Raw genomic sequence first — 22,153 nt, forward strand, 5'->3', positions numbered from 1 at the left:
TCAATGCTCATTATTTTAGTCAGCTTCGCCTTTGTCTTCGGCTTGGCCCTGACCCGGATCGGTCTGCCGCCCATGGTCGGATTCCTCGTGGCCGGGTTCGCCTATAACATGGCCGGTCTTCTGCCGCCTGCCGGACTGGATATGGTGGCGGACCTGGGCATCACGTTGTTGTTGTTTTCCATCGGACTGAAGCTGGACGTCCGCGGTCTGCTCAAGGCCGAGATCTGGGCCGGCGCCACGGCCCAGATGATCCTGACCACGGCCTTCATGTGCGGGGTTCTGCTCTTGGGGCAGTACTGGCTGGATACTCCGCTGATGGACATGACCTGGCAGACGATTTTGGTGCTGGGTTTCGCCCTATCCTTTTCCAGCACGGTGTTCGCGGTCAAGGTGCTGGAGGAGAAAGGCGATCTGACGGCTTTTTACGGTCGGATCGCCATCGGGATTCTGATCATGCAGGACCTCTTCGCCGTACTTTTTCTGAGCGCTTCAGAGGGCAAGGTCCCAAGCGTCTGGGCCTTGAGCGTGCTGGCCCTTCCGTTGTTGCGACCGGTGCTCTATCGGCTCCTGGACATGGCCGGCCGGGGCGAGCTGTTCATCCTGTGCGGACTGTTTATTGCGCTGGGCGTCGGGGCCGAAGGCTTCGCCCTGGTCGGCCTGAAGCCGGATCTCGGCGCGTTGGTGGTGGGCGTGCTGATCGCCGGGCATCCCCGGGCCTCGGAACTGTCCAAGGCCCTTTTCGGCTTCAAGGAATTGATGCTGGTGGGCTTTTTTCTCTCCATCGGCATGACGGGCCTGCCCACGCTGGAAATGCTGGTCGCCTCCGTGCTGCTCTGCCTGCTCCTGCCCGTGAAGACGGGCATCTATCACTTCATCGTCAGCCGCTTCGGCCTGCGGGCGCGTTCCAGCCTCTTCGCCTCGTTGTCCCTGACCAACTATTCGGAATTCGGGCTGATCGTGGCGGCCATTGCCGTGGGCCAGGGGCTGCTCTCCGCGGACTGGCTGCTGATCACGGCCATGACCGTAAGCATCAGCTTCGCCATTTCCGCTCCGCTGAGCACCCATTCCGAGTTCGTCTACCGCCGGATGTTCACCTGGCTGTGTCGATTTGAGCGGGATTATTGCCACCCTCACGACGCACCCATCGACCTTGGCGAGGTGAAGGCCGTGGTTCTGGGAATGGGGCGCATCGGCACCGGAGCATACGACGAGCTCCAAAAAACCTATGGCAAGCAAATCTGTGGCGTGGAGCACGCCCCGGAGCGGGTGGACTTCAACCGCGGGCAGGGCCGCAACGTGATCCTGGGCGATGCCTGCGACACCGAGTTCTGGCTGAAACTGCGCAAGGACATCCAACTGGAGTTGGTCATCCTGGCCATGCCCAACCACCAAGGCAACATCTACGCGGCGCAACAGCTGCGCAACCTGGGCTTCAACTGCCAAGTCGCGGCCATTGCCCGGTTCCCGGAGGAAGTGGAAGAACTGTCCGCCATCGGCGTCTGCACGGCCTTCAACATGTACGAACAGGCCGGGACGGGCCTGGCTCGCAGCGCTCTTGAAGGATGCCGGTTGGCGCAAGAGTGACGGCGGAACGGTTCAAGCAAAGCTGCCGCCGCGTTGCTTTCTTCCTTGTGGACGTGCCAGGCGAAGGATTGGTGAAAACGGATGAGAAGCAAATTCATGAAGAGTCGACAGGCCAAGGTCGGGGCCGCTCCGGGTACCATGGTGCATGTGGGGGAGCGAATGGCCGACAAGACTTCTTTGCGGGTGGTGACGTACAACGCGGCGGAGGTGCGGACCTGGCCTCCCCGCGACAGCGCCGAGGGCATTTTCCCATCCATTGGGCAGGGGGTCACGTGGATCAACGTGGACGGCCTGCACCAAGTTGACGTGGTCACAACCCTGGGTCGCGAATTCAACCTGTCCGCCCTGGTTCTGGAAGATATCCTGAACACCGATCACCGGCCCAAACTGGAGATCCACGACGACTTCCTGTTTATCGTCGTCAAGATGCTGGTTCCCGAACCAGCCCGTGACTCCTTCCGTGTCGAACAGCTCAGCCTGATCCTGGGCGATGCCTTTCTGCTGTCGTTCCAGGAATCGGAAGGGGACGTTTTCGATGCGATACGCCAGCGCATCACCATCGGCAAAGGTCGCATCCGCCAGAGTGGTCCCGACTATCTGGCCTATGCCCTGCTGGACGCCGTGGTGGACAATTACTTTCTGGTCCTGGAAACCATCAGCACGGAATTGGAACGCCTGGAGGAAGCCCTGCTGTCCGCCCCCGGGCCGAGCGACCTGCATCGTTTCCACCGCCTGCGACGGGAGGCGATCCTTTTGCGCCGGATCATCTGGCCGCTCCGGGAGGCCCTCGCCGGCCTGATCCGCGACGACTCCGCCCTGATCAAGCCCGAGACCCGCGTCTTTTTACGCGACGTCCACGACCACGCCGTTCAGGCCATGGACATCGTGGAAAGCCTCCGGGACCTGGCGTCCAGCCTTTTGGAGCTGCACCTCTCCAGGAACAGCCAGCGCATGAACGAGACCATCAAGGTGCTCACCCTGATCGCCACGATCTTCATCCCCCTGACCTTCATCGCCGGAGTCTACGGCATGAATTTCGAATTCATGCCCGAACTGCGCTGGCCATGGGGCTATCCCTTGATCCTGCTGTTCATGCTGGGCGTGGCCGTGACCATGCTGCTGTATTTCAAGCGCAGACACTGGTTGTAGCTGCAAATAAATCTCCCGAGAGTCGATGTCGGCGCTTGCGCAGCAGGCCGGGAAACATTATATCGAATTTCGATATCGAATAAAGGCGGTCTGACATGCCCCGAGAAAGCTCCACCAAAATGTTGGAACACCACGACCTGCTCTCCGGCCTGGTCCGGCTGCACGTGCTGCACCACGCCGCGGAGCAGGAAATTTACGGGCAGTGGATGATCGACGAGCTGGCCGAGCACGGGTATCGGCTGAGTCCGGGGACCCTGTACCCGATGCTGCACGCCATGGAACGCAAGGGGTACCTGGTCTCCCGCACGGAAAAGAACGGGAAGGTGACGCGCAAGTTCTACCGGGCCACGGCAAAGGGGCTGGAGGGTTTGGCCGTGGCCAAGGAACGGCTGCGGGAGCTTGTGGGCGAAACCATGCCGGAGCATGCGGAAGTTCGGAAACAAGGCGCTCCGAAAACCGGTTAGGGAGATCAACGGTGTTTGAATTCATCGACGTGCACTATGACAACATTCTGGACCTGCCGAGCCTAGTGCTCGGCACGGAACAGGTCACCTCCCTGGTGGGGGCCAGCGGCAGCGGCAAGACCACGGTGTTGCGCCTGCTGAACAAGATGATCTCGCCCACCCGCGGACGTATCCTGTTCCAGGGCGAGGACCTGACTCAAAGGGACTCGGTCCGCCACCGTCGCGACGTGGTCATGCTTTCCCAGAGTCCGGCGATCTTCGAGGGCACGGTGGGGGACAATCTGCGGGCCGGGTCGCGGTTTCAGGAAAAGGAACCGCTCGGCGACGGTGATCTGAAAAGATTATTGGAGCAGGTCCGCTTGGCCAAGCCCCTGGACGAGGCGGCAGACAAGCTTTCCGGCGGGGAGCGCCAGCGGCTGGCCCTGGCCCGGGTGCTCCTGCTGGAACCCCGGGTCTATCTGCTGGACGAGCCCTCCTCGGCCCTGGACGAGGAAACCGAACAACTGATCTTCGACATGCTCACCGCCCATGTCCGGGCAGCGGGCAAGACCATCATCATGGTCACCCATTCCAAGGCCATGGCCCGGAAGTACTCGGACACGATCATCGAGATGTCCGGGGGGAAAGTGCGTCGAGAGGAGGCTCGTCCATGAACGACGTCATTGATCTGACCATGCTCCAGGTCGGCCTGGCCTACATCTTCGTGCTTATCGTCCTGGCCATCGTCCGTTTCCGGGGCATCGGCCGCGAGAAGGAAATCGTACTGTCCTCGTTGCGCATGACGCTGCAACTGGTCCTGGTCGGGTACGTGCTGGTCTACGTGTTCGACAATCCGAGCCCGTACGTCACCGGCCTGATCATCGTGGTCATGGAAGCGTTCGCGATCCACACAATATTCCGGAAATTCCGGGACAGGCTGACCAATCCCCTGCGCAAGGTCATCGCCTTTGCCATGTGCTTCGGCACCCTGACCTGCATCGTCTATTTCCTGCTGGTGGTGGTCCGCGTCACGCCCTGGTACGAACCCAGGTACTTCGTGCCCATCGCCGGGATGATCATCGGCAACTCCATGACCGGCATCTCCCTGGGCGTGAAGTCGCTGCTGGAGGGCATGACCACCCGCAAGCACCTGGTGGAGGAAGCCCTGATTCTCGGCGCCACGCCCAAGGCCGCCACCCGGGGGATCGTCAACGGGGCCTTTGACTCGGCCATCATGCCGACCATCAACTCCATGGTCGGCATGGGCATCGTTTTTCTGCCGGGGATGATGACCGGCCAAATCCTCTCCGGTACCGTTCCGACCACGGCCATCGCCTACCAGATCGCCATCATGCTCGGCATCCTCGGCGCCGTGGCCCTGACCATCATCACCATGCTGCAGCTGGGCTGCCGCACGTTTTTCAACAAGCAGGACCAGCTGATGTGACGCGGAACCAATTCTCCCAGGGGCGGCTTTCAAGCTTTCCCTCTGAGCATCAAGGACACCGAACTCGAATCAGGAGTTGATCAATGAATGACAACCCAGCGAACACCTGGCGGATTTGGGAGGTTTTCAAGGCCTTTCTCGCGTTAGGCCTGACCTCCTTCGGCGGTCCCATCGCCCATCTGGGTTATTTCCGGACGGAGTTCGTGGCTCGGCGGAAGTGGCTGAACGAGTCGAGCTACGCCGATCTGGTGGCCATGTGCCAGTTTCTGCCCGGTCCGGCCAGCAGCCAGGTTGGGTTCGCCCTGGGGCTGATGCGGGCAGGGCCGTTGGGCGCCGCCGCGGCCTGGCTGGCCTTTACCCTGCCCTCGGCCGTGATCCTGGTACTCTTCGCCTACGGGGCCGCGGTCATGGGCGGGCCCATCGGCATGGGCGTGATTCACGGGCTGAAGATCGTGGCCGTGGCCATCGTGGCCCATGCGGTCTGGGGCATGGCCAAAAACCTCTGTCCGGATCGGGAACGGGCCGGGATCGCCCTGGGGGCCGTGCTGATCATCGTCTTCACGGGCGGGGCACTGGGCCAGGTCGCCGCCATCATTGTCGGGGCCCTGGCCGGATTGTGGTTGTGCCGGGCCAAGGTGGAAAACTGCGCGGAGCGTGCACGCTTCCCGGTTTCCCGGACCGTTGGCTTCGTTTCCCTGGCGCTTTTCCTGCTCCTGTTGCTGGGCCTTCCGTTGCTGACAACACTCACCTCGGCCCAGGGGCCGGCCCTGGTCGATTCCTTCTACCGGGCCGGGGCCCTGGTCTTTGGCGGCGGCCACGTGGTCCTGCCGCTTTTGGAAGCCGGAGTGGTGCAGCCCGGCTGGGTCACGCCGGATCAATTCCTAGCGGGCTACGGCGCGGCCCAGGCCGTGCCCGGACCGCTGTTCACCTTCGCGGCCTATCTCGGCGCGGTGGTCGAACCGGCCCCCAACGGCCTGCTCGGAGCCCTGCTCGCCCTGGTCGCGGTTTTCGCGCCGGGTTTTCTGCTCCTGGTGGCCGTGCTGCCGTTCTGGAACGACTTCTGCCGCGTCGAGGGCGCGCAGGCCCTGATGCGCGGGGCCAACGCCGCTGTGGTCGGCATTCTCGGGGCGGCCCTGTACCACCCGGTCTGGACCAGCGCCATTCTCGGGTCGTATGAATTCGCCCTGGCCCTGACGGGGTTCGTGCTGCTGGAAAAGTGGAAAGCCCCGTCCTGGGCCGTGGTGATCATCTCCGCACTGGGCGGCTTGCTGATCAGCCTGGCAAAGGGAACGGCCCTGTAATGCAGCGCCACGGATGGACAGACTGGAGCCGGCCGGCCCTCACACAAACGGCATGAGCAGGAGCTTGCGAAGTTTTTGGAAGCTCGCGTCCCGGAAGATGTTCAGGCCGATGGGCATGTGTTCGTGGCCCTGGGCGGGCTGGTCCTGGTAGGTTCGAAACAGGCGGTCCCACCAGGGGAAGTTGAACCCGAAGTTCCTGTTCGCTTCCTTCATGTTCGTGGAGTGGTGAACTCGGTGCATGTCCGGCGTGACCACCAGCCGCCGCAGCCGGGCGTCCGCGGCCAGGGGCAGACGGATGTTGGAGTGATTGAACATGGAGACGCCGTTAAGCATGATTTCAAAGACGATCACCGCCAGGGCCGGTGGCCCCAGGACAAGTACAACCAGCAACTTGATGCCCATGGACAGGATGTATTCCAGGGGGTGAAAGCGCACCCCGGTGGTCAGGTCGAAAACCGTGTCCGCGTGGTGCACCCTGTGGATGCGCCACAGGGGTATCCAATAGTGCAAGGCCCGGTGCTGGAAATAGATGACCAGGTCAAACAGCAGCAGGCCCGCGATAAACTGCGCGGGATAGGGGAGCGACACGCTGTTCAGCAGCCCCCAGCCCCGCTCCGTCGCCAGCAGGGCCAGCCCCACGGGCAGGACCGGAAACAGGACGCGCAGCAGCAGCAAGGAGCCCGCGACCAAGCCGAGGTTGCCTACCCAGCGGATCATCCGTTGGGGAGGCGTTCGCCGACGAGGAAAGAGGTGCTCGGCGATCCCGAAGAGCAGCAAAGCGCCCGCGAAAAACGCCAAACGCCACCAGTGTTCGTGTTCCATGCGCTTCTCCGCGATTCCCGGTTGATGGTCTTTCCGAACCGCCGGTCAGGAAAAAAAGCGGCTCAGAAAACCTGTTTTAGCCTTTTCCGGTTCCGGCAGGCCCAGGTGCCGACAGATACGGCATTCCAGCTCGTGTTCATCCACGTCCTTGTTCTCGACTACGATTTCGTCGTTGACCATAATGGCCGGGGCCGTGGGCAGGTCCAGCTCAAAATACTCGTCCGTGTTGTATTCCGCGATGGGCTTGGAAATGGTCTCCACCTCAATGGCGTATTTCTCGCCCAGACCGGGCGAGATTTTCAGGAAATGCTTTCAAGGTTTGCCTCGCGGTTCGTTCAGAAAAAACCGTACCAGGACCATTCAATCGCCTCCTTGGATTGTGGGGTCCGCGTCCAATTGATCCCGCACCGCCGCGAAAATCTGACCTTCCTCCATAAAGCCGCCGCTGATCAGCACGTGGTCGTTGATCATGATTCCGGGAGCCACCGGCAGGCCGAGACTTTTGTACGCCTCGGTGTGAAACTCCTCGCGGGGTTTGGAGACGATCTCCGTTTCCACGCCGTTAAGCTGGCCCAACCTGGGCAGCACGGACAGATAGTGCTGTCAGGTCTTGCCCCGGGGTTCATTCAGAAAAAAACGCACCTTGACCATGATCATTCCTCCCGTGAATCGGTGTTGAGCAGTTGATCCATGCGCCCCGCGAAAGCCTCAGGGGCGAGAAAGTCCACCAGCCGCAGGTCCGGGCGCTCCCGGCCCCGGGCGTCGAGAAAGACGATGGTCGGCACGCCGCGGACCCGGTACTCGCGCAACAGCCGCTCATGCAGCGGATTGCCGCCCCGGGTCACGTCGACCTTGATCATGACCATGTTCCGGGCGCGTTCGACCACGTCCGGATGGTGGAAGGTCACGGCTTCCAGCTCCCGACACGGCGCGCACCAGGTGGCGGAGAAGTCGATGATGACCGGCTTGTCCTGTTCCCGGGCCTGTTCCAGCAGTCTTTCGGAATAGGGCTGCCAGTCCACCCCGGCGCCGCGTACGGCCCAGGAGCCCACCAGGAGCGCGGCCAGAAGCAGCCCGGCCAGGCCCACGCCGTTCTTGATCCAGGGGAAAGCCCTGAAGCTGGCCGAGGAGCGGTCCACCCAGGCCAGGTGCACGGCCGCGGCCAGGGCCGTTCCGGCCATCAGGAACAGGCCCCAGGGCTCGCCCAATATCGGTCGGACAAAATAGGCGGCCATGCCCACCAGGACCCAACCCATCAGCTTGCGCACCCAGATCATCCATTCCCCGGAGCGGGGCAGGCGCTGGAGGTTGCCGGAAAACACGGCCAACACGAACAGCGGGATGCCCAGACCAAGACTGAGGGTGAAAAAGACCAGAAAACCGATCCAGGGGCTGCCCATGGTCGCCACCCAGGTCAGCAGACCCAGGACGAACGGGCCGATGCACGGCGCGGCCACCACGCCCAAAGTCAGGCCCATGAACAGGGTGCCCACGTACCCGGCCCGGGATTTGGACGCGGCCCGGGTCAGGGCCGCGGGCATGCGCAGCTCCCAGAAGCCGAACAGGCTCATGGCAAAGGCCACCAAAACCAGGGCGATGACCCCAAGGACCAGAGGGTTCTGGAGCAGCCCGCCCATCAAGCCCCCGGTCATGGCCGCCACCGTGCCCAGGATGGAATTGGTCAGGGCCAGTCCGCCGATGTACAGCAGCCCGTGGGCGATCAGCCCGGCCTTGCCTTGCTCGTCCCGCCCGGCGAAATAGGACACGGTGATGGGAATCAGCGGATAGACGCAAGGCGTCAAATTCAGGGCCATGCCGCCGAAAAAGATGCCCAGCAGGGTCCAGACCATGGCCCAGCCGGACAAGGGGCCCGGCGCTTCCGGAGCGAACGGAGCCTCGACGTGGCCGTCGTCGAACTCAGGCAGGGTGGCTGCCGTGGGATACCCTTTCTCCTCCCACTCCCGAAAACCCAACGGATCGCGATAAACGTTCACATAACCCAAGGAAACGGCCACCCGGGCCGCCGAGTCGCTGCGGACTCAGGCCAGACCGTCTCAGTAAAAGACGATGGTCCGTTCCTTGTCCTCGCCCAGGACGGCCCGCAGGTCGTCTTTCTTGCTCCATCTGGCCCACCAGGTGGGTTCCATGGGAAAGACCACGGCCCTTTCCATGTGCCCGGGGGCGAACTCCCATTCCTGGCGGGTGTCCACCAGCAGCAGATCCGGGTCCCTCTGGTACAGCTCCCAAAGCTCGTCCGTGGTGATCACGCCGTACCCGCCGCGCTCGGCCTCGGCCAGGACGTCGTCCCAGCCGGCCTCTTGCGGCGTAACGGCCCGGCTGGTCAGCCACAGGGCGCTTCCGGCGGCGATCACGAAAAGAAGCAGTCCCAGTACGATGCGTTTCGGCATGACGACCTCCCAGGATTTGGAGTGCGGCTCAGTCAATACGGCCTTCGTGCCGCAGCTTGGCCAGGAGGAAGTCGGCCCCGGAGCGGGAAAGCCCTACGGCTTCGGCCACCTGGTCCGCTTCCAGAGTGCCCGAACGGGCCATGTGCAGCACTTCCTCCTCCAGCTCTTCCAGCCAGTTCTCGAACAGCACCAGGATTTCCGGGTGAGCGATGGCCATCAGCTGCCGGGAGCGGGCCACCTTGTCCACGAGACTTTGACACATTTTGGTTGGATCGACACCTTCGTCCATGCATTCGGCCAGTCAGAGGTGGACCATGCTGCTGACCTTGTCTTCCCCCTGTTCCGTGCCTTGCCCCCCGGTCATGCCGACGATGATTGTCAGCCGCTGTTCGTCGGAAAGCAGGGGAAAGACCTCCGCGGCCGCGTCGGCCACGACCCGGGCCGCCTCTTCCGGAGGCATGGTGCTTAGGATGTCGCGAAAGTTGTTCATTGTCGCTTGTCTCCGTGGTCAAAAGGATTTTTTCTCGGCAAGCAGAGCCTGGGCCAACGCGCTCAAGGTCCGCAGGATGAACAGGATTTCCTCGGAAGCCAGGGTGTAGAAGATGAACGGCCCGCGCCGCTCCACCCGGACCAGCAGGGCCCGCTTGAGTTCCTTCAGGTGATGCGAGACCAGGGGTTGGGAAAGGTCCAGGACCTCGGCGATCTGGTTCACGGACTGCTCTCCTTGACCCAGGTGACACAAAATCCGCAGCCGGTTGGCGTCGGACAGCACCTTGGACAGAAAGGCCGCGTCGGCGAGTTGCTCTCGGGGAATGCAGGCAGGCTTCGTCATCATGACCTCAACGAGAAATAAGCATATAAACAGATATTGATATATTGACTGGAAACGATACGGTCAAGGGCTGGAGGGCAAATGGATTTTAATTCGCGGTTGACTTAAATTGATGGATTGATTCATAGATGAAGGAACTATTCAGCACATCCTGGGTAGAGCCTCATCCCGATGCTGGATTACCACCTTCGCGGGAATGAGTTTTTTCCCCTGTTGCCTGAATCAGTCGTACCCGCGAAGGCGGATATCCTGGACGCTTATACTCGGATGAACCGGTAGTTACGAACAAACATAATCGCAATTTCCGTCCGGGATTTTTTCCCGTCTCCCGGGATTTTCTTCGTCTAGAATTAGGAGATTCCCCTACAGACAAGACCAACCTACATGCTATTGAGTTGGTATGCTTTTCACGCCCAGGCGCACGGCTGCGGTCAATTATCAGTTCCACCCCAACATCCTTATCAAGGAGGTCGGCATGAAGCGCAAGATTACCGTACTGGTTATGGCGGGTTTTTGGATAGCGGCCGTGGGGCTTTTCGCCTGCGGCAGGGAGCAGGCCGTGGATGTTCGCGAGGTCAAGGCCCAGCCCAAGGAATTCGTCGGATCGGACACCTGTCGCAACTGTCACCTGGAACACTACGACTCCTGGAGAATGACCCTGCACAGTCGGATGCTCATCGACGTGCGGGAGAACCCTTACGCCATCCTGGCGGATATGAACCCCGACCTGATCCGGGCCGACCTGGAAAAGGTCAAGGACCGGCTCAAGGTTCCGGTGGAGGACGTCTACATCCCGACCAAGGATGAAATCCTCTACACCATCGGCACGCAGTGGAAGCAGCGCTACATCGTCCAGAAAGACGGCAAGTATCATGTGGCGCCGGTCCAGTACAACATCGCCACCAAACGCTGGGTCAACTATTACGACGACGCCTGGGACAAGCGGGACTGGCTGGTGCGCTGCGGCGGTTGCCACGCCACGGGCGTGGATCTGGACAACTACACGTTCGCCGAGACATCCATCGGCTGCGAGGCCTGCCACGGCCCCGGCTCGCAACATACGGCTCTTCCACGCACTGCTTTGTTCGAGAAACGGGAAACCATCATCAACCCGGCCAAGCTCACCGCGGGCGTCGCCGTGCAGATTTGCGGCTCCTGCCACACCCGTGGCAATGCCAAGCATGAAACGTACCCTGAAGCCGGCTGGCCCGTGGGGTTCACCCCGGGCATGGTCATGGAGCCGATTTATGAAAGCTCCTACGACAAGGCGGACATGCGGCGTCTTTACCCGGACTACGCTTCCCGCTCACACCACCAGCAGTATATAGACTGGATGCAGTCCGAGCATGCCGTGCAGGGCGTGACCTGCACCTCCTGTCACTCCGTACACCGTCTGGGTATTTCCCCCACCAGGTTCCAGACCAAGGAAGCCGGGTCCAGCCAGTGTCTGAGCTGCCATACCATGGTCAACGCCAATCGGGCCCATTCCATCCATTCCTTCGCCAACTGCCTGGGCTGCCACATGCCGCGCATCGCCAGCACGGCCGAGCCCAACGACATCCGCAGCCACACCTTCAACGCCAGGGCGCCCATGGACACCATTGACGACCCGAACCTGCCCAATTCCTGTCAGATCTGCCACTATCACAAGGACGACGATCTGGCCGAGTTGCAGCGTAAGTACGAAATCCTGACCCAGTTGCCACAGCCCCAAGGAATGATGATTCCCGCGGTAACGTACGATACATTCACGGAACGTCCCGGAACCGCTCCCGTGGCCAGCCCGGAATAATGCTCAGGGGAGATTCAAACCAACAAGGGGGATGTCATGATCATCAAAAAAGCGACGCCCCTGCTCTTCATTCTGATGCTGCTCCTGCCCGAACAGGTGTTCGGGCAGGAGGAGATGGCCTCCCGGTACTACCGCTATCGCAGCACGGAAATGAGTACGGGCGTTTACGAGGAGTACGAGGTCCGACCCCGGTCCATGGGCCGGGTCGACGCCGTCGGGGAAGTTCAGGGCCGAGGCCTCAGCAGGATCGACGAAGAGGAAAGCCGGGCCTTGAACCGGATGTTTCTGAACGACGCGCACCAGGGGCTGCGGTTTTACGAACAACGCCGCTGCGTGTCCTGCCATGTCGAGGAGGCGCGCAACAACCGCCACTACGTCCGGCACGGCATCACCTGTCGCCAGTGCCACGGCGAGGAGCCCATCGCCAGCAGCAACCACTTTTTTTCCCGGTTGAACAACATTCGCCAGCATACCCACGTCTGCGCGAAATGCCACGAAGGCGCCTCCGCCTCCTTTGCCCTGTACAAGGTGCACGAGCCCAATCCGGCCATGATCAGCACCGCGGACGTTCTTCCGCTGCTGTTTTATGCCTTCTGGATCATGATCGCCGTGGCCGTGGGCACCTTTGCCCTGTTCCTGCCGCACACCTTCTTGTGGGGCGTGCGGGAACTGTTCATCAAGAAAGCGAGGTCCGACGATGAGCAGCACTGAGAGCAGCACTAACGCCAAAATCCGGATCAAGCGGTTCACCGCGACGCAACGATTGTTTCACTTGGTGCTCATGGTCACCTTCCTGGTCCAGTCCGCCACCGGGCTGGCCAGGATGTACCACGAGACGGCCTGGGGGCAGGGTCTCGGGAATATTTTCGGCGGATTCGAGGCCTCCCTGACCGTGCACATCTACGTGGGCATCTTCATGGTCTGCGCGTTCGTGGTCCATGTCCTCTATGCACTGCTCAACATGGTCATCAACCGAACCGGCCTGTTCGGGCCGGATTCCCTGCTGCCCCGGTTCGCCGACCTGAAGCAGGCCGGGCAGCACGTGGGCTGGATTCTCGGTCTTTCCAGGCATCCGCCGTTGGATCGCTGGGGATACTGGGAAAAATTCGACTATTGGGCTGTTTTCTGGGGTATGGTCATCCTGGGCGGGACCGGCCTGCTCCTAGCCTATCCCCTGGCGTCCAGCAACTACATGCCCGGCTGGGGGCTGAACGTGGCCTTCTGGGTGCACCGCATCGAGGCCATCCTGGCCATGGCCCACATCTTCGTCATCCACTTCTTCATCGCCCATCTGCGGCGCAGCAACTTCCCCATGGACCGGACCATCTTCCAGGGCAGCGCGGACCTGCGCGTCGCCGCGCACGAACGTCCGGCCTGGTTGGCCCGGCTGAAGGAATCCGGCAAGCTGGACCAGATGATCGTGGGGGAGGCTCCGGTTTACAAACGGGCCGTCTTCCTGATCATCGGCTTCGCCGCCGTGGCCGCCGGCGTGTACATGCTCATCGGCGGGCTGGTTCACGCGCCCCTGATTACGTGGTGATGAAAGAGAAACAACCGGCGCACCCCAACACCAAAAACGCCCCTCCGCTCGACGAGCGGAGGGGCGTTTTTACGACATCGGTGCATCCGGTTATCTTCACTGATCCACTTCACTGATCAGGGCGCCGTAGCCCTGCTCTTCCATCTCTTCGATTGGGATGAACCTCAGCGCCGCGGAGTTCATGCAATAACGCAGGCCGGTTGGAGCCGGACCATCGGCGAATACGTGTCCCAGATGAGAGTCGGCATAGCGGCTGCGGATTTCGGTGCGAACCGAAAAAAAGCCTCTATCCTCTTTCTCCACCACCCAATCCGGGTTGATAGGTTTGGTAAAGCTGGGCCAGCCGGTGCCGGAGTCATACTTGTCGCGGGATGAGAACAGCGGTTCGCCGGATACAATATCCACATAGATACCCGGCCGCTTTTCATCATTGTATGCGTTCTTAAAGGGGGGCTCCGTACCGTCTTTTTGGGTGACGTTGTATTGCACCTTGGTCAGCCGAGCCCTGAGTACCCTGTCGTCCGGTTTTTCAAAGGTAGCGGGGTTGAATCCCTCCACCTGGATTTGCCGACGGTTGGATTCGCCACGATCAGCCTGCCCGGGGCCATCGCCGATTTGCGGACGATACCGGGAGTAATCCACTTCCATATCTTCTCCCCAGACGGATTCGATGAATTGGTAGCGTCCCGAGTTGAAGGTATAATACTTGTAGCGCAGCGGATTTTTCTTGTAGTAATCCTGGTGGTACTCCTCGGCCTCGTAGAAGACTTTGAAAGGGACGATCTCGATCACGACCGGAGCGGCATAGCGGCCGGACTCCTCCAGTGCCTTCACTGAGGCTTCCGCGGCCAGTTTCTGCTCCTGATCATGATAGAAAATCGCCGGGCGATATTGCCTGCCGCGGTCCACGTACTGGCCTTCGGCATCCGTGGGGTTGGCGGTCCGCCACAGCGCCTGAAGCAGTCCTTCGTAGGTGATCACCGTTGGGTCATAATGGACCTGTACGACCTCGGTATGGCCGGTGCGACCACCCGCGACCTCCTTGTAGGTCGGGTTTTTCTCTTCGCCTCCGCTGTAACCGGATACCGCCTCGACCACGCCGGGGACTTTTTCAAAGGCTTCCTCCACACACCAGAAGCACCCACCAGCGAAGGTGGCAAGAGCCAGATCACGATCGACCGGGGCATACTTCGAGTCCATGTCGCTGGAAGCGCTCAGTTGGAATCCCGCCAACGCCATGACAGCCGCTGTGAACATCAGGAACAGATGCCGTTTCATAATCTTGAATCTCCCGCTCCTTTCCCTTCAATCGCACGGATTGGCTTGTTCGACTGTCCGTCCATTGATCCATATCTCCGATTCCGCCAGATCAATTTCATCATTCCAGATGACTCCGTAGCCGTGGGGATCGGCATAAGCACAGCGGAAGATCACTTCGTCCTGCAAGGGGCGGAACGCCTCGGTCTGGAGGAGCGGGGTACAGTCGTACACTTTCTGATCACCGTTCACGAACCTGACCAAGAGGGTCTTCCCAGACTTTGGGTCAACGCTTTGGATTCTCGGGTAGACGGTTGCTGTTGTCATTATTTACTCCAATCCGGGTAGCTTCTTGTAGTTCTGTGTCTCCCACATCTGCTGGAGTTCGTTCCTATACTGCTCTGCCCAGTCGCGAACGAGGCGTTGTGCCCTCTGTGGGAGATCACCCTCAATCATTTCGAGTGTAATCACGTCGAACACTCCGTTGAATTCTCCATAGATCGCGTGAAAATGGGGAACTCCGTGCTCCCGAAAAAACATTTTGATCAAGATCCCGTAGAACCGTGCTATAACTGGCATCTCGTCTCTCCTTCGAAACCGTAGATTGGCATATAAGCTCAATTTTGTCATTCGCCACCGCCGCCCATATGCCGGGCGAATTTAACGCGGCGAAATGAGCGTCGCTTGATGGGTATGCCGATGGATTAGGCCTCTCGCCATCACCGGTGCACATCAAGATTGAACCGCGTTCTCCGTCGACAACTCAGCTTGTCGCAACACGAGCTGCGTCGCGCCTTCCGCGAGGTCCGGCGGGTAGCCGTACTTGGCCAGCAGTCGTCGCACGTTGCGCCGTAGGCTCGCCCGCACCGACTCGCGCTGGGTCCAGTCGAGCTTGGGCATGTTTCTGACCATCTCGGTGAGCTCTCGGGCCATGAGTCGGAGCGTGTCGCTCTGCATCGCCTCTCGGGCCGATTCGTTCTCCGCCAGCGCGTCGTAGAAAGCGGTTTCCTCGCTGCTCAGGCCGAGTTCCTCGCCGTGCTTCCGGGCGTCGCGCAGGTGCTTCGCCAGGTCGATCAGGCGGGTGATCATCTCGGCGGTGGAGATCGCCTTGTTCGTGTAGCGCAACATGGCGTCTTCAAGGGCCTCGCGGAATTTCCTGCTCTGGACAAGGTTCGTGCGCTCGGTGATGCGAATCTGGTCGTTGAGCAGCTTGCGCAGCGTCTCCAAGGCCAGGTTCTTCTGCTCCAGCGCCGCCACCCGACCAAGGAACTCGTCGCTGAGGATGTCGAGGCGCGCTTCCGACAGGCCCGCCACGGCGAACAGGTCGATCACCTCGTCGGCATCGACCGCGCCGCCGATCACCTGGCGCACGGCGGCGTCGATGTCGCGCTGGCGAGCGTGGCCCGCGCCGCCGCTATCGTCGGCCAACCGCTTGCGGATCATCGCCACCGCGCGCTGAAAAAAGGCCAGATGCGGCGTGATGGCTTCGGTTTCCGGGCGCGGCACCGCCAGTGCGAAGGCTGCTGACAGTTCCTTGACCATTGTCCTCAGGCGCTTCCAACCATCCTTCTGGCCGAACACGTGGTCGATGGCACGCAGGTACACCGGCAGGACATCTCCGGGCGTCGCGTCGAGTGCCTGCTCGTAGTCGCAGCCGTGGAAGAAGCCGCGCAGCTTCTCGAACGCCGCCTGCATCGCGGGCACCGCCTCGCCCTGCACCTTCCGGACAGCCTCGCCCGTGCCACCGGCCTGGGTGTAGGTGGCCAGCGCGTCGGCCAACTGGTCGGCCAGTCCCAGCAGGTCCACGATCAAGCCGCCGGGCTTGTCGCCATAGACGCGGTTCACGCGCGCGATGGCCTGCATCAGATTGTGCCCGGCCAGCGGCTTGTCCAGATACATGGTGTGCGCCGGCGGGCAGTCGAAGCCGGTCAGCCACATGTCGCAGACGATCACCAGTCGCAGGTCGTCGTCCGGGGCCTTGAAGCGCTCTGCCAACCGCTTGCGCGCCGCCTTTGTCCGCACATGACCGCGCAGCGGCTCCGGATCGTCGGCCGTTCCGGTAACCACCACCTTCATCGCGCCGCGCTCGTCATCCGCGTCGTGCCAGTCAGGATGCAGTACGCGGATCGCCTCGTAGAGTCGTGCGGCGATGTCGCGGCTCATGGTCACGATCATTGTCTTGCCTTCCATGGCTGCCCGGCGCTTCTCCCAGTGCGTGACGATGAACGCCGCCAGGCGTTCAATACGCTCCTGGGCGCCGACCAGCGACTCCAGCGGAACGCGAATCCGATCCTCCGCCGACTCCCCGTCGCGGTCGGTATTGGCCGCGTACTCGAGCTTTTCCTCGGCGACGCGCGAGCCTTCCTCGTTCACCTTCAGCTTGATTATGCGCGACTCGTAGTAGAGCGGCCGGGTGGCGCCGTCCTCGACGGCCTGGCGGATGTCGTAAACGTCCGCGTACTCGCCGAAGACGTGGATCGTGTTCTTGTCGTCGCGCTCCAGCGGCGTGCCGGTGAAGCCGATGAAGGTGGCGTTGGGCAGCGCCTCGCGCATCCAGCGCGCGCCGCCCTCGACAAAACCGTACTGGCTGCGGTGCGCCTCGTCGGCCATCAGCACCACGTTGGATCGGTCCGACACCACACCGTGCGCCTCGGCAAATTTCTGAATCGTCGTGAACACCACGCCCCCTGCCGCGCGGTCGAGCAGCGCCTTCAGTTGCTCCCGGCTCTCAGCCTGGACGGGAGGCTGCCGCAGCAGCGCGCGCCCGGCGGCGAAGGTGTCGAAGAGCTGATCGTCGAGATCGTTGCGGTCGGTGATCATCACCACTGTCGGGTTGGTCAGGCGCGGCTCGCGGATCAGCGCACCGGCCAGCATCAGCATGGTCAGCGACTTGCCCGACCCCTGGGTGTGCCAGATCACGCCGCCGCGACCGTCGCCCTCACCTGAGGGCGGCCTGAGACTCGTCAGCACGCTGGCCCGCGCCTTGCGCACCGCGCGGAACTGGTGGTAGCCCGCGATTTTCTTGGCGATGTCGCCTCTTTCGTCCTCCTCGAAGGTGACGCAGGTCCGCAGGTAGTCTGTCAGCGCCCGCGGCTCGAACAGCCCCCGGATCAGCGCTTCCAGCGTTGGCGCGCCGCCGCCGTCGTTGTTCAGCGGCCGCCAGGGCATGAAGCGGCTGCGCCCGCTGGTGATTGAGCCGACGCGGGTCAGCATGCCGTCCGAAACCGCCAGCAGCAGGTTCGGCACGAACAGGTCGGGGGCGGTCTGCATGTAGCGGTCGAGTTGGTCGATGGCGACGCCGAGGTCGGCCTGGGTGTCGGTCGGGTCCTTCAACTCGATGACCGCGACCGGCAGGCCGTTCAGGAATACCGTCAGGTCCGGGCGGATAAGTTTTTGTGAAGCTCCGGCGACACTGAGCTGGCGTACCACGAGGAGATCATTCGCCGTCGGCTTGTCGAAATCGATGAGGCGCGCGCGTCCTCCGCGTGTTTCACCGTTCCCATGACCAATTCGGGCATCACGGTATTCGACCTCGACGCCATCGGTGAGCAGCGCATGGAACCAGCGATTGTTCTGAAGCAGCGTGGGATGCGGCGGGCGCGACAGAATGCGCACCACCTCCTCGACGGTGTCGTGGGGCAGGTCCGGGTTGAGGCGATGCAGGGCCGCGCCGAGGCGGCCATTCAGCACGACCTCGGTGGCTTTGCCACGCTCGCCTGCGTCGTCAATCTCGACGCCGCGTTTGGTGGCCGCGCCGATTGCGCCGAAGTAGACGGCGGCGACATCCTCGACGCTGTGTTCCGAAACAGCACTCATGACTGCCTCCGGCGCTGTTGGCGGGTTCGATAGAGCCGCTCAGTGAAGCCGCCTTCCTGCTCAAAGGCGGCGGCCTGCGCCTGAACTTGACGGTCCAGCAACGAGATCGCCACGCCGATCAGAACCAGCGCCGCATTGGCCGCAGCGCCAGAATACATGGACTGCATGGATTGCATGGACGGCATGGACCGGGCATCAAGTCCGATCTGTCCATCGATCTGTCCATCGGGTCCAGCCAATCCATGATCTCGAACCCAGATCGCCACCTCGTCCACGGTGGTGCAGCGGCGGGCCACCAGCATCTTGCGCCGCGGGTCGTCCGGCACCCACAGCGCCAAGCCCCGCTGGCGTAGGAAATCCTCGTAGTCCAGGCGCAGTTCTTCGAGGCTGGCCTTGGCCACGTTGGTCAGCTTCAGTTCCATTTTCTTCGAGGTGCCGCTGGCTACGCTCCCCTCGGCGATATTCTGCACCCCCGAGCGCGCCGCCTGCACCATCTGGTCGTGGGTGCGGCTGCGCCGGTCGATGTAGCGGTTGCAGAAGCGCACGGTCACGTCATAGGCCAGTTGCGCCACCTGAAAGCTCTTCAGCTGACGGTATCCCCCATGCTTCGGCAGCAGCGGCTCCCGCCCATCTCGTCCATTCATGGCGCCGCCTCCACGCGGATCAGGCCGCTCAGCAACTTGGGTAGAAGGTAGTCGCGCATCTCGGCGAGCTTGCGGGATTCCTCCATCCCACCGCGAATGCAGTCGAACATCGGGTTCATAATTTCGCCGAACTCCACGGCCACTTCCTCAGAGGGGACGGCAAGTCGGAAGTGGTCCATAGCGGTCGAGGCGACACGCTGTCTGCCGCTCGTGCCAGTCATGTTCTGGATTGCGAAATCTCGGAACTCATCGGTTCTTGCGAGACAGTAGGCGAAGAGTGGCGGTAGCGGCGGCAGAGGACGAAGCACGATGTACTCAGTCGAACCCCATGCAATCTGTCCGTCCTCCAAGAAGTCCACGAACGATGTCTTGCCGTTTTCCAAGCACGGCGTAATACGTGCGACCAGGGTATCGCCGTTCATGAAGCGCATTCCGGAGCCGAACGGGCGCTCGATCCACGAGTCCGGCGCGTGCCCATTCGTCGGCATGTTCTTCATGTCAAGGTACGGCGCACGCTCGCTCTTCCGAAGCGATCGGGTCGGATTGACATCGAAGGCCTCTGATACGGCCTTCACCACCCAACCCTCCGGCACGGGGCCGATCTCCGAATCAACGAAGCGGGTGGGCAGGGCGTCGAAGACGGGCTGGGGCATGGAGGGGAAGGCGGTCGCGCCTGCGGCCTTGGCCTTGACCGGCTCGAAGTCCACGAACCACGCCCGGAAGATCGCCCGCGTCAGCCGCTCCAGCACCCGCGCCGTCCGCCGGTTCTGCTCGATCTTGTCGTCAATATATGCAAGCGTTTCCGCGATTGTCTGTTGGATTTCCATCGGTGGGAACGGAAGCAACTGGGCCGCGAAGGTGTCGCGACTGAGGGATGGATTAGACGTGCCATCTTTGAGGTGATTTAGCCCGATGTAACCAATCAAGTAATAAAAAAAACGAAGGTCCAGCGCATCGGTCTTCGGGATGACGAAGTAAGCGGTGTCAATCACCCAGAATGGTCCGCTACACCATTCCACACCGAGGTTGCCCATACCCTTTCGCCCCAGTATTACACTGGGACCGTCATCCAGCGCTTCGTTATGCCAACCGCATTGTCCGTTAGTGCCGTACACTGGAACTGATCCAGGCCGTCGTTTGGACTCAGTTAGTGCGCGGCCGTATCGCAGTTCCACTAACGAATCTGCACGAACCAATGGCCAAACGGGTAGCCGTTCTTGTGAGAATCCGCGAGGAAACGTGCCGACATCGGCCGTCAGCGAGTCACTCACTGGACGTAATCCTTCCCAACCGTTCCCGTACCACCCCCATCAACCGCTCCCCCTCCCCAAAGCACTCCTCCAACTCCGCCAACAAGCGCGGGTACTTCTCCGCGAACGGTTCGCCGTCGTCCTCCTGCGCCTCGGCGCCGACGTAGCGGCCGGGGGTGAGGACGAAGCCGTGCTTGCCGATGCCTTTGATGGTCTCGGCCTTGCAGAAGCCGGGGATGTCGCGGTAGGCCCACGCGCCGTGCTCGGCCTCGTCCCACCAGGCGGGCGCGGGCTCGCCGCGCCATTGGCGGAAGGCGTAGACGATGCGGCCGAGGTCGGAATCGAAGTTGGGGTCGCCCATGCCGTCGGCCAGCATGCTTTCGCCGTCGTCGCCGCCGGTCAGTACGCGCAGCGTCCGGGTCTGCATGGTGCCCAGTTTGCGCGCGTCGATGAACAGCGTCTCGCCTTTCCGGTCGCGCCCGCCATGCTTGAGGTTCTTGCCCGTCTTGTCGCGGGTCAGGAACCAGAGGCAGGCGGGGATGCCGGTGGTGAGGAAGAGTTGGGCCGGAAGCGCAACGATGCAGTCCACCAGGTCGGCTTCGACGATGCGCCGGCGGATCTCGCCCTCGCCGCCGGAGCCGGTGGAGAGCGAGCCGTTGGCCATGACGAAGCCGGCGACCCCGCCGCCATGGCCATTGGGCGGCGCCAGGTGGTGGATGAAGTGCTGGATCCAGGCGTAGTTGGCGTTGCCGACCGGCGGCGTGCCGTAGCGCCAGCGCACGTCGTCGGCCAGGAGCTTGCCCGACCAGTCCGAGATGTTGAACGGCGGGTTGGCGAGGATGTAGTCGGCCTTGAGGTCGGGGTGCAGGTTGCGCAGGAAGCTGTCGGCGGGCTGGGAGCCGAGGTTGGCCTCGATGCCGCGGATGGCGAGGTTCATGTGCGCCAGCCGCCAGGTGGTCGGGTTGGACTCCTGGCCGAAGATCGAGATGTCGGTCTTCTGCCCGCCGTGGGCCTCCACGAAGCGTTCCGACTGCACGAACATGCCCGCCGATCCGCAGCACGGGTCGTACACGCGCCCCTCGTAGGGTTCGAGCATCTCGACCAGCAAGCGCACGATGCAGCGCGGCGTGAAGAACTCGCCGCCGAGCTTGCCCTCGGCCTGGGCGAACTTGCCGAGGAAGTACTCGTAGACGCGGCCGAGCGTGTCGCGGGCCTTGGCGCGGTCGCCCTTGAAGCCGATGTCGGCGATCAGGTCGATCAGGCCCTTCATCTTTTCCGGCGCGATGCCGCGGCGGGCGTAGTCGCGCGGCAGTTTGCCCTTGAGGTTCGGGTTGTCGCGCTCCACGGCGAGGATGGCATCATCAATCAGCGTGGCGATGTCAGGCCGCGCGGCTTGGTTCTGGAGGTTCTGCCAGCGCGCTTCGGGCGGCACCCAGAAAACCCGCTCGGCGGTGTACTCGTCGCGGTTCTCCAGCAAGCTTTCGAGCTGTGGGCCGGTAATGCCGTCGGCTTCCAGCTCGACCTTGAGTTCATCGCGACGGGCCTCGAAGGAGTCGGAGATGTACTTCAGGAAAAGCAGGCCGAGGACCACGTGCTTGTACTCGGCGGCGTCGATCTGCCCGCGCAGGGCATCAGCCGATTTCCAGAGAATCTCGGCGCGGGCCAAATCGGTGTTGTTCGTCTCAGTTTTCGCCATCAGGGTTTTCCCAGGTCGTTCCAATCCCCCCTCCTTACTCATTCCTTGGACATTTTACGCACCATATCCTAATTTCTCCTGGGCCTTGATCTTTATGGATTACGCGCTGGAACGTCACCTGCAATTCCAACAGGAGACAAAAGACGAGCGGGCGGTTCAATTCTTCAAGTGT

22 protein-coding genes are annotated in these 22,153 nt (G+C 62.0%); 9 read left to right on the forward strand and 13 right to left on the reverse strand.

Annotated elements, in window-relative coordinates; all coding sequences use genetic code 11:
* Positions 1-3: 3 nt before the first annotated feature.
* The 6 genes from AC559A_RS00805 to chrA all read left to right on the forward strand — a co-directional run bounded on the left by AC559A_RS00805 (position 4) and on the right by chrA (position 5,924).
* Positions 4-1,584: a cation:proton antiporter domain-containing protein gene (locus tag AC559A_RS00805; RefSeq protein ID WP_498815603.1), complete on the forward strand. Its 1,581-nt coding sequence runs from the start codon at positions 4-6 to the stop codon at positions 1,582-1,584.
* A gap of 96 nt (positions 1,585-1,680) precedes the next feature.
* On the forward strand, positions 1,681-2,733 hold the full coding sequence (corA, locus tag AC559A_RS00810; RefSeq protein ID WP_498815605.1) for a magnesium/cobalt transporter CorA: 1,053 nt from the start codon (positions 1,681-1,683) through the stop codon (positions 2,731-2,733).
* Between the two features lie 95 nt (positions 2,734-2,828).
* Complete coding sequence (locus tag AC559A_RS00815) at positions 2,829-3,197, forward strand: PadR family transcriptional regulator (RefSeq protein ID WP_245590069.1); 369 nt, start codon at positions 2,829-2,831, stop codon at positions 3,195-3,197.
* Positions 3,198-3,208: 11 nt separating this feature from the next.
* Positions 3,209-3,850: an ABC transporter ATP-binding protein gene (locus AC559A_RS00820; protein ID WP_498815607.1), complete on the forward strand. Its 642-nt coding sequence runs from the start codon at positions 3,209-3,211 to the stop codon at positions 3,848-3,850.
* Positions 3,847-4,623 carry an ABC transporter permease gene (locus AC559A_RS00825; RefSeq protein ID WP_498815609.1) on the forward strand — a complete coding sequence of 259 codons (777 nt, stop codon included), beginning with the start codon at positions 3,847-3,849 and terminating at the stop codon, positions 4,621-4,623. The genes AC559A_RS00820 and AC559A_RS00825 overlap by 4 nt, the downstream gene beginning before the upstream one ends.
* Positions 4,624-4,706: 83 nt before the next feature.
* On the forward strand, positions 4,707-5,924 hold the full coding sequence (gene chrA / locus AC559A_RS00830) for a chromate efflux transporter (RefSeq protein ID WP_498815611.1): 1,218 nt from the start codon (positions 4,707-4,709) through the stop codon (positions 5,922-5,924).
* Between the two features lie 39 nt (positions 5,925-5,963).
* On the opposite strand, the gene AC559A_RS00835 is transcribed toward chrA, so the two are convergent.
* Genes AC559A_RS00835 through tsoR form a run of 6 tightly spaced genes read right to left on the reverse strand, consistent with a single transcriptional unit; the run spans position 5,964 to position 9,989 of the window.
* Entirely contained in the window at positions 5,964-6,746 is a 783-nt protein-coding gene (locus AC559A_RS00835) for a sterol desaturase family protein (protein WP_498815612.1), read from the reverse strand.
* A gap of 45 nt (positions 6,747-6,791) precedes the next feature.
* The gene (gene tsoC, locus AC559A_RS00840; protein WP_498816050.1) at positions 6,792-7,049 is read right to left on the reverse strand and encodes an NEPxGxxU motif selenoprotein TsoC; all 258 of its coding nucleotides are present in this window, start codon (positions 7,047-7,049) and stop codon (positions 6,792-6,794) included.
* A 57-nt stretch (positions 7,050-7,106) separates the two neighbouring features.
* Positions 7,107-7,397: an NEPxGxxU motif selenoprotein TsoC gene (gene tsoC, locus AC559A_RS00845; protein WP_498815613.1), complete on the reverse strand. Its 291-nt coding sequence runs from the start codon at positions 7,395-7,397 to the stop codon at positions 7,107-7,109.
* Positions 7,398-7,399: 2 nt separating this feature from the next.
* Entirely contained in the window at positions 7,400-9,154 is a 1,755-nt protein-coding gene (gene tsoB / locus AC559A_RS00850; RefSeq protein WP_498815614.1) for a rhodanese/DsbD fusion-like selenoprotein TsoB, read from the reverse strand.
* 28 nt (positions 9,155-9,182) lie between these two features.
* Positions 9,183-9,644, reverse strand: a complete 462-nt coding sequence (gene tsoA, locus AC559A_RS00855) for an LULAXC motif selenoprotein TsoA (RefSeq protein ID WP_498815616.1) — start codon at positions 9,642-9,644, stop codon at positions 9,183-9,185.
* An 18-nt stretch (positions 9,645-9,662) separates the two neighbouring features.
* Positions 9,663-9,989, reverse strand: a complete 327-nt coding sequence (gene tsoR, locus AC559A_RS00860; protein WP_156932978.1) for an ArsR/SmtB-type metalloregulator TsoR — start codon at positions 9,987-9,989, stop codon at positions 9,663-9,665.
* A gap of 472 nt (positions 9,990-10,461) precedes the next feature.
* Between tsoR and AC559A_RS00865 the strand changes: the two genes are divergently transcribed.
* From AC559A_RS00865 to AC559A_RS00875, 3 genes are read left to right on the forward strand one after another with little or no spacing between them, the layout of a single operon-like run.
* Positions 10,462-11,778 carry a multiheme c-type cytochrome gene (locus tag AC559A_RS00865; protein ID WP_498815618.1) on the forward strand — a complete coding sequence of 439 codons (1,317 nt, stop codon included), beginning with the start codon at positions 10,462-10,464 and terminating at the stop codon, positions 11,776-11,778.
* Positions 11,779-11,814: 36 nt separating this feature from the next.
* Positions 11,815-12,489 carry a hypothetical protein gene (locus tag AC559A_RS00870; protein ID WP_498815619.1) on the forward strand — a complete coding sequence of 225 codons (675 nt, stop codon included), beginning with the start codon at positions 11,815-11,817 and terminating at the stop codon, positions 12,487-12,489.
* Entirely contained in the window at positions 12,476-13,318 is an 843-nt protein-coding gene (locus tag AC559A_RS00875) for a formate dehydrogenase subunit gamma (protein WP_035261874.1), read from the forward strand. The genes AC559A_RS00870 and AC559A_RS00875 overlap by 14 nt, the downstream gene beginning before the upstream one ends.
* 96 nt (positions 13,319-13,414) lie before the next feature.
* Here the strand turns inward: AC559A_RS00875 and msrB are convergent, their stop codons facing one another.
* From msrB to AC559A_RS00910, 7 genes are all read right to left on the reverse strand, one after another.
* A complete protein-coding gene (gene msrB, locus AC559A_RS00880; protein ID WP_498815621.1) occupies positions 13,415-14,596 on the reverse strand; it encodes a peptide-methionine (R)-S-oxide reductase MsrB in 1,182 nt (393 codons plus the stop codon).
* A 27-nt stretch (positions 14,597-14,623) separates the two neighbouring features.
* On the reverse strand, positions 14,624-14,902 hold the full coding sequence (locus AC559A_RS00885) for a DUF2442 domain-containing protein (RefSeq protein ID WP_498815623.1): 279 nt from the start codon (positions 14,900-14,902) through the stop codon (positions 14,624-14,626).
* Between the two features lie 3 nt (positions 14,903-14,905).
* Positions 14,906-15,154: a DUF4160 domain-containing protein gene (locus AC559A_RS00890; protein ID WP_498815625.1), complete on the reverse strand. Its 249-nt coding sequence runs from the start codon at positions 15,152-15,154 to the stop codon at positions 14,906-14,908.
* Positions 15,155-15,307: 153 nt separating this feature from the next.
* Positions 15,308-18,391 carry a type I restriction endonuclease subunit R gene (locus tag AC559A_RS00895; RefSeq protein WP_498815626.1) on the reverse strand — a complete coding sequence of 1,028 codons (3,084 nt, stop codon included), beginning with the start codon at positions 18,389-18,391 and terminating at the stop codon, positions 15,308-15,310.
* Positions 18,388-19,035, reverse strand: a complete 648-nt coding sequence (locus tag AC559A_RS00900) for a four helix bundle suffix domain-containing protein (protein WP_498815628.1) — start codon at positions 19,033-19,035, stop codon at positions 18,388-18,390. The genes AC559A_RS00895 and AC559A_RS00900 overlap by 4 nt, the downstream gene beginning before the upstream one ends.
* A complete protein-coding gene (locus AC559A_RS00905) occupies positions 19,032-20,306 on the reverse strand; it encodes a restriction endonuclease subunit S (protein WP_498815629.1) in 1,275 nt (424 codons plus the stop codon). The genes AC559A_RS00900 and AC559A_RS00905 overlap by 4 nt, the downstream gene beginning before the upstream one ends.
* On the reverse strand, positions 20,299-21,981 hold the full coding sequence (locus AC559A_RS00910) for a type I restriction-modification system subunit M (protein WP_498815630.1): 1,683 nt from the start codon (positions 21,979-21,981) through the stop codon (positions 20,299-20,301). Before AC559A_RS00910 ends, AC559A_RS00905 begins: the two co-directional genes overlap by 8 nt.
* Positions 21,982-22,153 lie beyond the last annotated feature (172 nt).

This window comes from Desulfonatronum zhilinae (assembly GCF_900182865.1).
Lineage (GTDB): Bacteria > Desulfobacterota > Desulfovibrionia > Desulfovibrionales > Desulfonatronaceae > Desulfonatronum > Desulfonatronum lacustre.

Bases quoted from the DNA above. Each gene is read 5' to 3' on its own strand.
- AC559A_RS00895 (WP_498815626.1), bottom strand. From the start codon at position 18,391: ATGAGTGCTGTTTCGGAACACAGCGTCGAGGATGTCGCCGCCGTCTAC.
- AC559A_RS00835 (WP_498815612.1), bottom strand. From the start codon at position 6,746: ATGGAACACGAACACTGGTGGCGTTTGGCGTTTTTCGCGGGCGCTTTG.
- AC559A_RS00870 (WP_498815619.1), top strand. From the start codon at position 11,815: ATGATCATCAAAAAAGCGACGCCCCTGCTCTTCATTCTGATGCTGCTC.
- AC559A_RS00875 (WP_035261874.1), top strand. From the start codon at position 12,476: ATGAGCAGCACTGAGAGCAGCACTAACGCCAAAATCCGGATCAAGCGG.
- msrB (WP_498815621.1), bottom strand. From the start codon at position 14,596: ATGAAACGGCATCTGTTCCTGATGTTCACAGCGGCTGTCATGGCGTTG.
- AC559A_RS00865 (WP_498815618.1), top strand. From the start codon at position 10,462: ATGAAGCGCAAGATTACCGTACTGGTTATGGCGGGTTTTTGGATAGCG.
- AC559A_RS00900 (WP_498815628.1), bottom strand. From the start codon at position 19,035: ATGAATGGACGAGATGGGCGGGAGCCGCTGCTGCCGAAGCATGGGGGA.
- AC559A_RS00825 (WP_498815609.1), top strand. From the start codon at position 3,847: ATGAACGACGTCATTGATCTGACCATGCTCCAGGTCGGCCTGGCCTAC.
- AC559A_RS00890 (WP_498815625.1), bottom strand. From the start codon at position 15,154: ATGCCAGTTATAGCACGGTTCTACGGGATCTTGATCAAAATGTTTTTT.
- AC559A_RS00815 (WP_245590069.1), top strand. From the start codon at position 2,829: ATGCCCCGAGAAAGCTCCACCAAAATGTTGGAACACCACGACCTGCTC.
- AC559A_RS00910 (WP_498815630.1), bottom strand. From the start codon at position 21,981: ATGGCGAAAACTGAGACGAACAACACCGATTTGGCCCGCGCCGAGATT.
- corA (WP_498815605.1), top strand. From the start codon at position 1,681: ATGAAGAGTCGACAGGCCAAGGTCGGGGCCGCTCCGGGTACCATGGTG.
- AC559A_RS00885 (WP_498815623.1), bottom strand. From the start codon at position 14,902: ATGACAACAGCAACCGTCTACCCGAGAATCCAAAGCGTTGACCCAAAG.
- AC559A_RS00805 (WP_498815603.1), top strand. From the start codon at position 4: ATGCTCATTATTTTAGTCAGCTTCGCCTTTGTCTTCGGCTTGGCCCTG.
- chrA (WP_498815611.1), top strand. From the start codon at position 4,707: ATGAATGACAACCCAGCGAACACCTGGCGGATTTGGGAGGTTTTCAAG.
- tsoR (WP_156932978.1), bottom strand. From the start codon at position 9,989: ATGATGACGAAGCCTGCCTGCATTCCCCGAGAGCAACTCGCCGACGCG.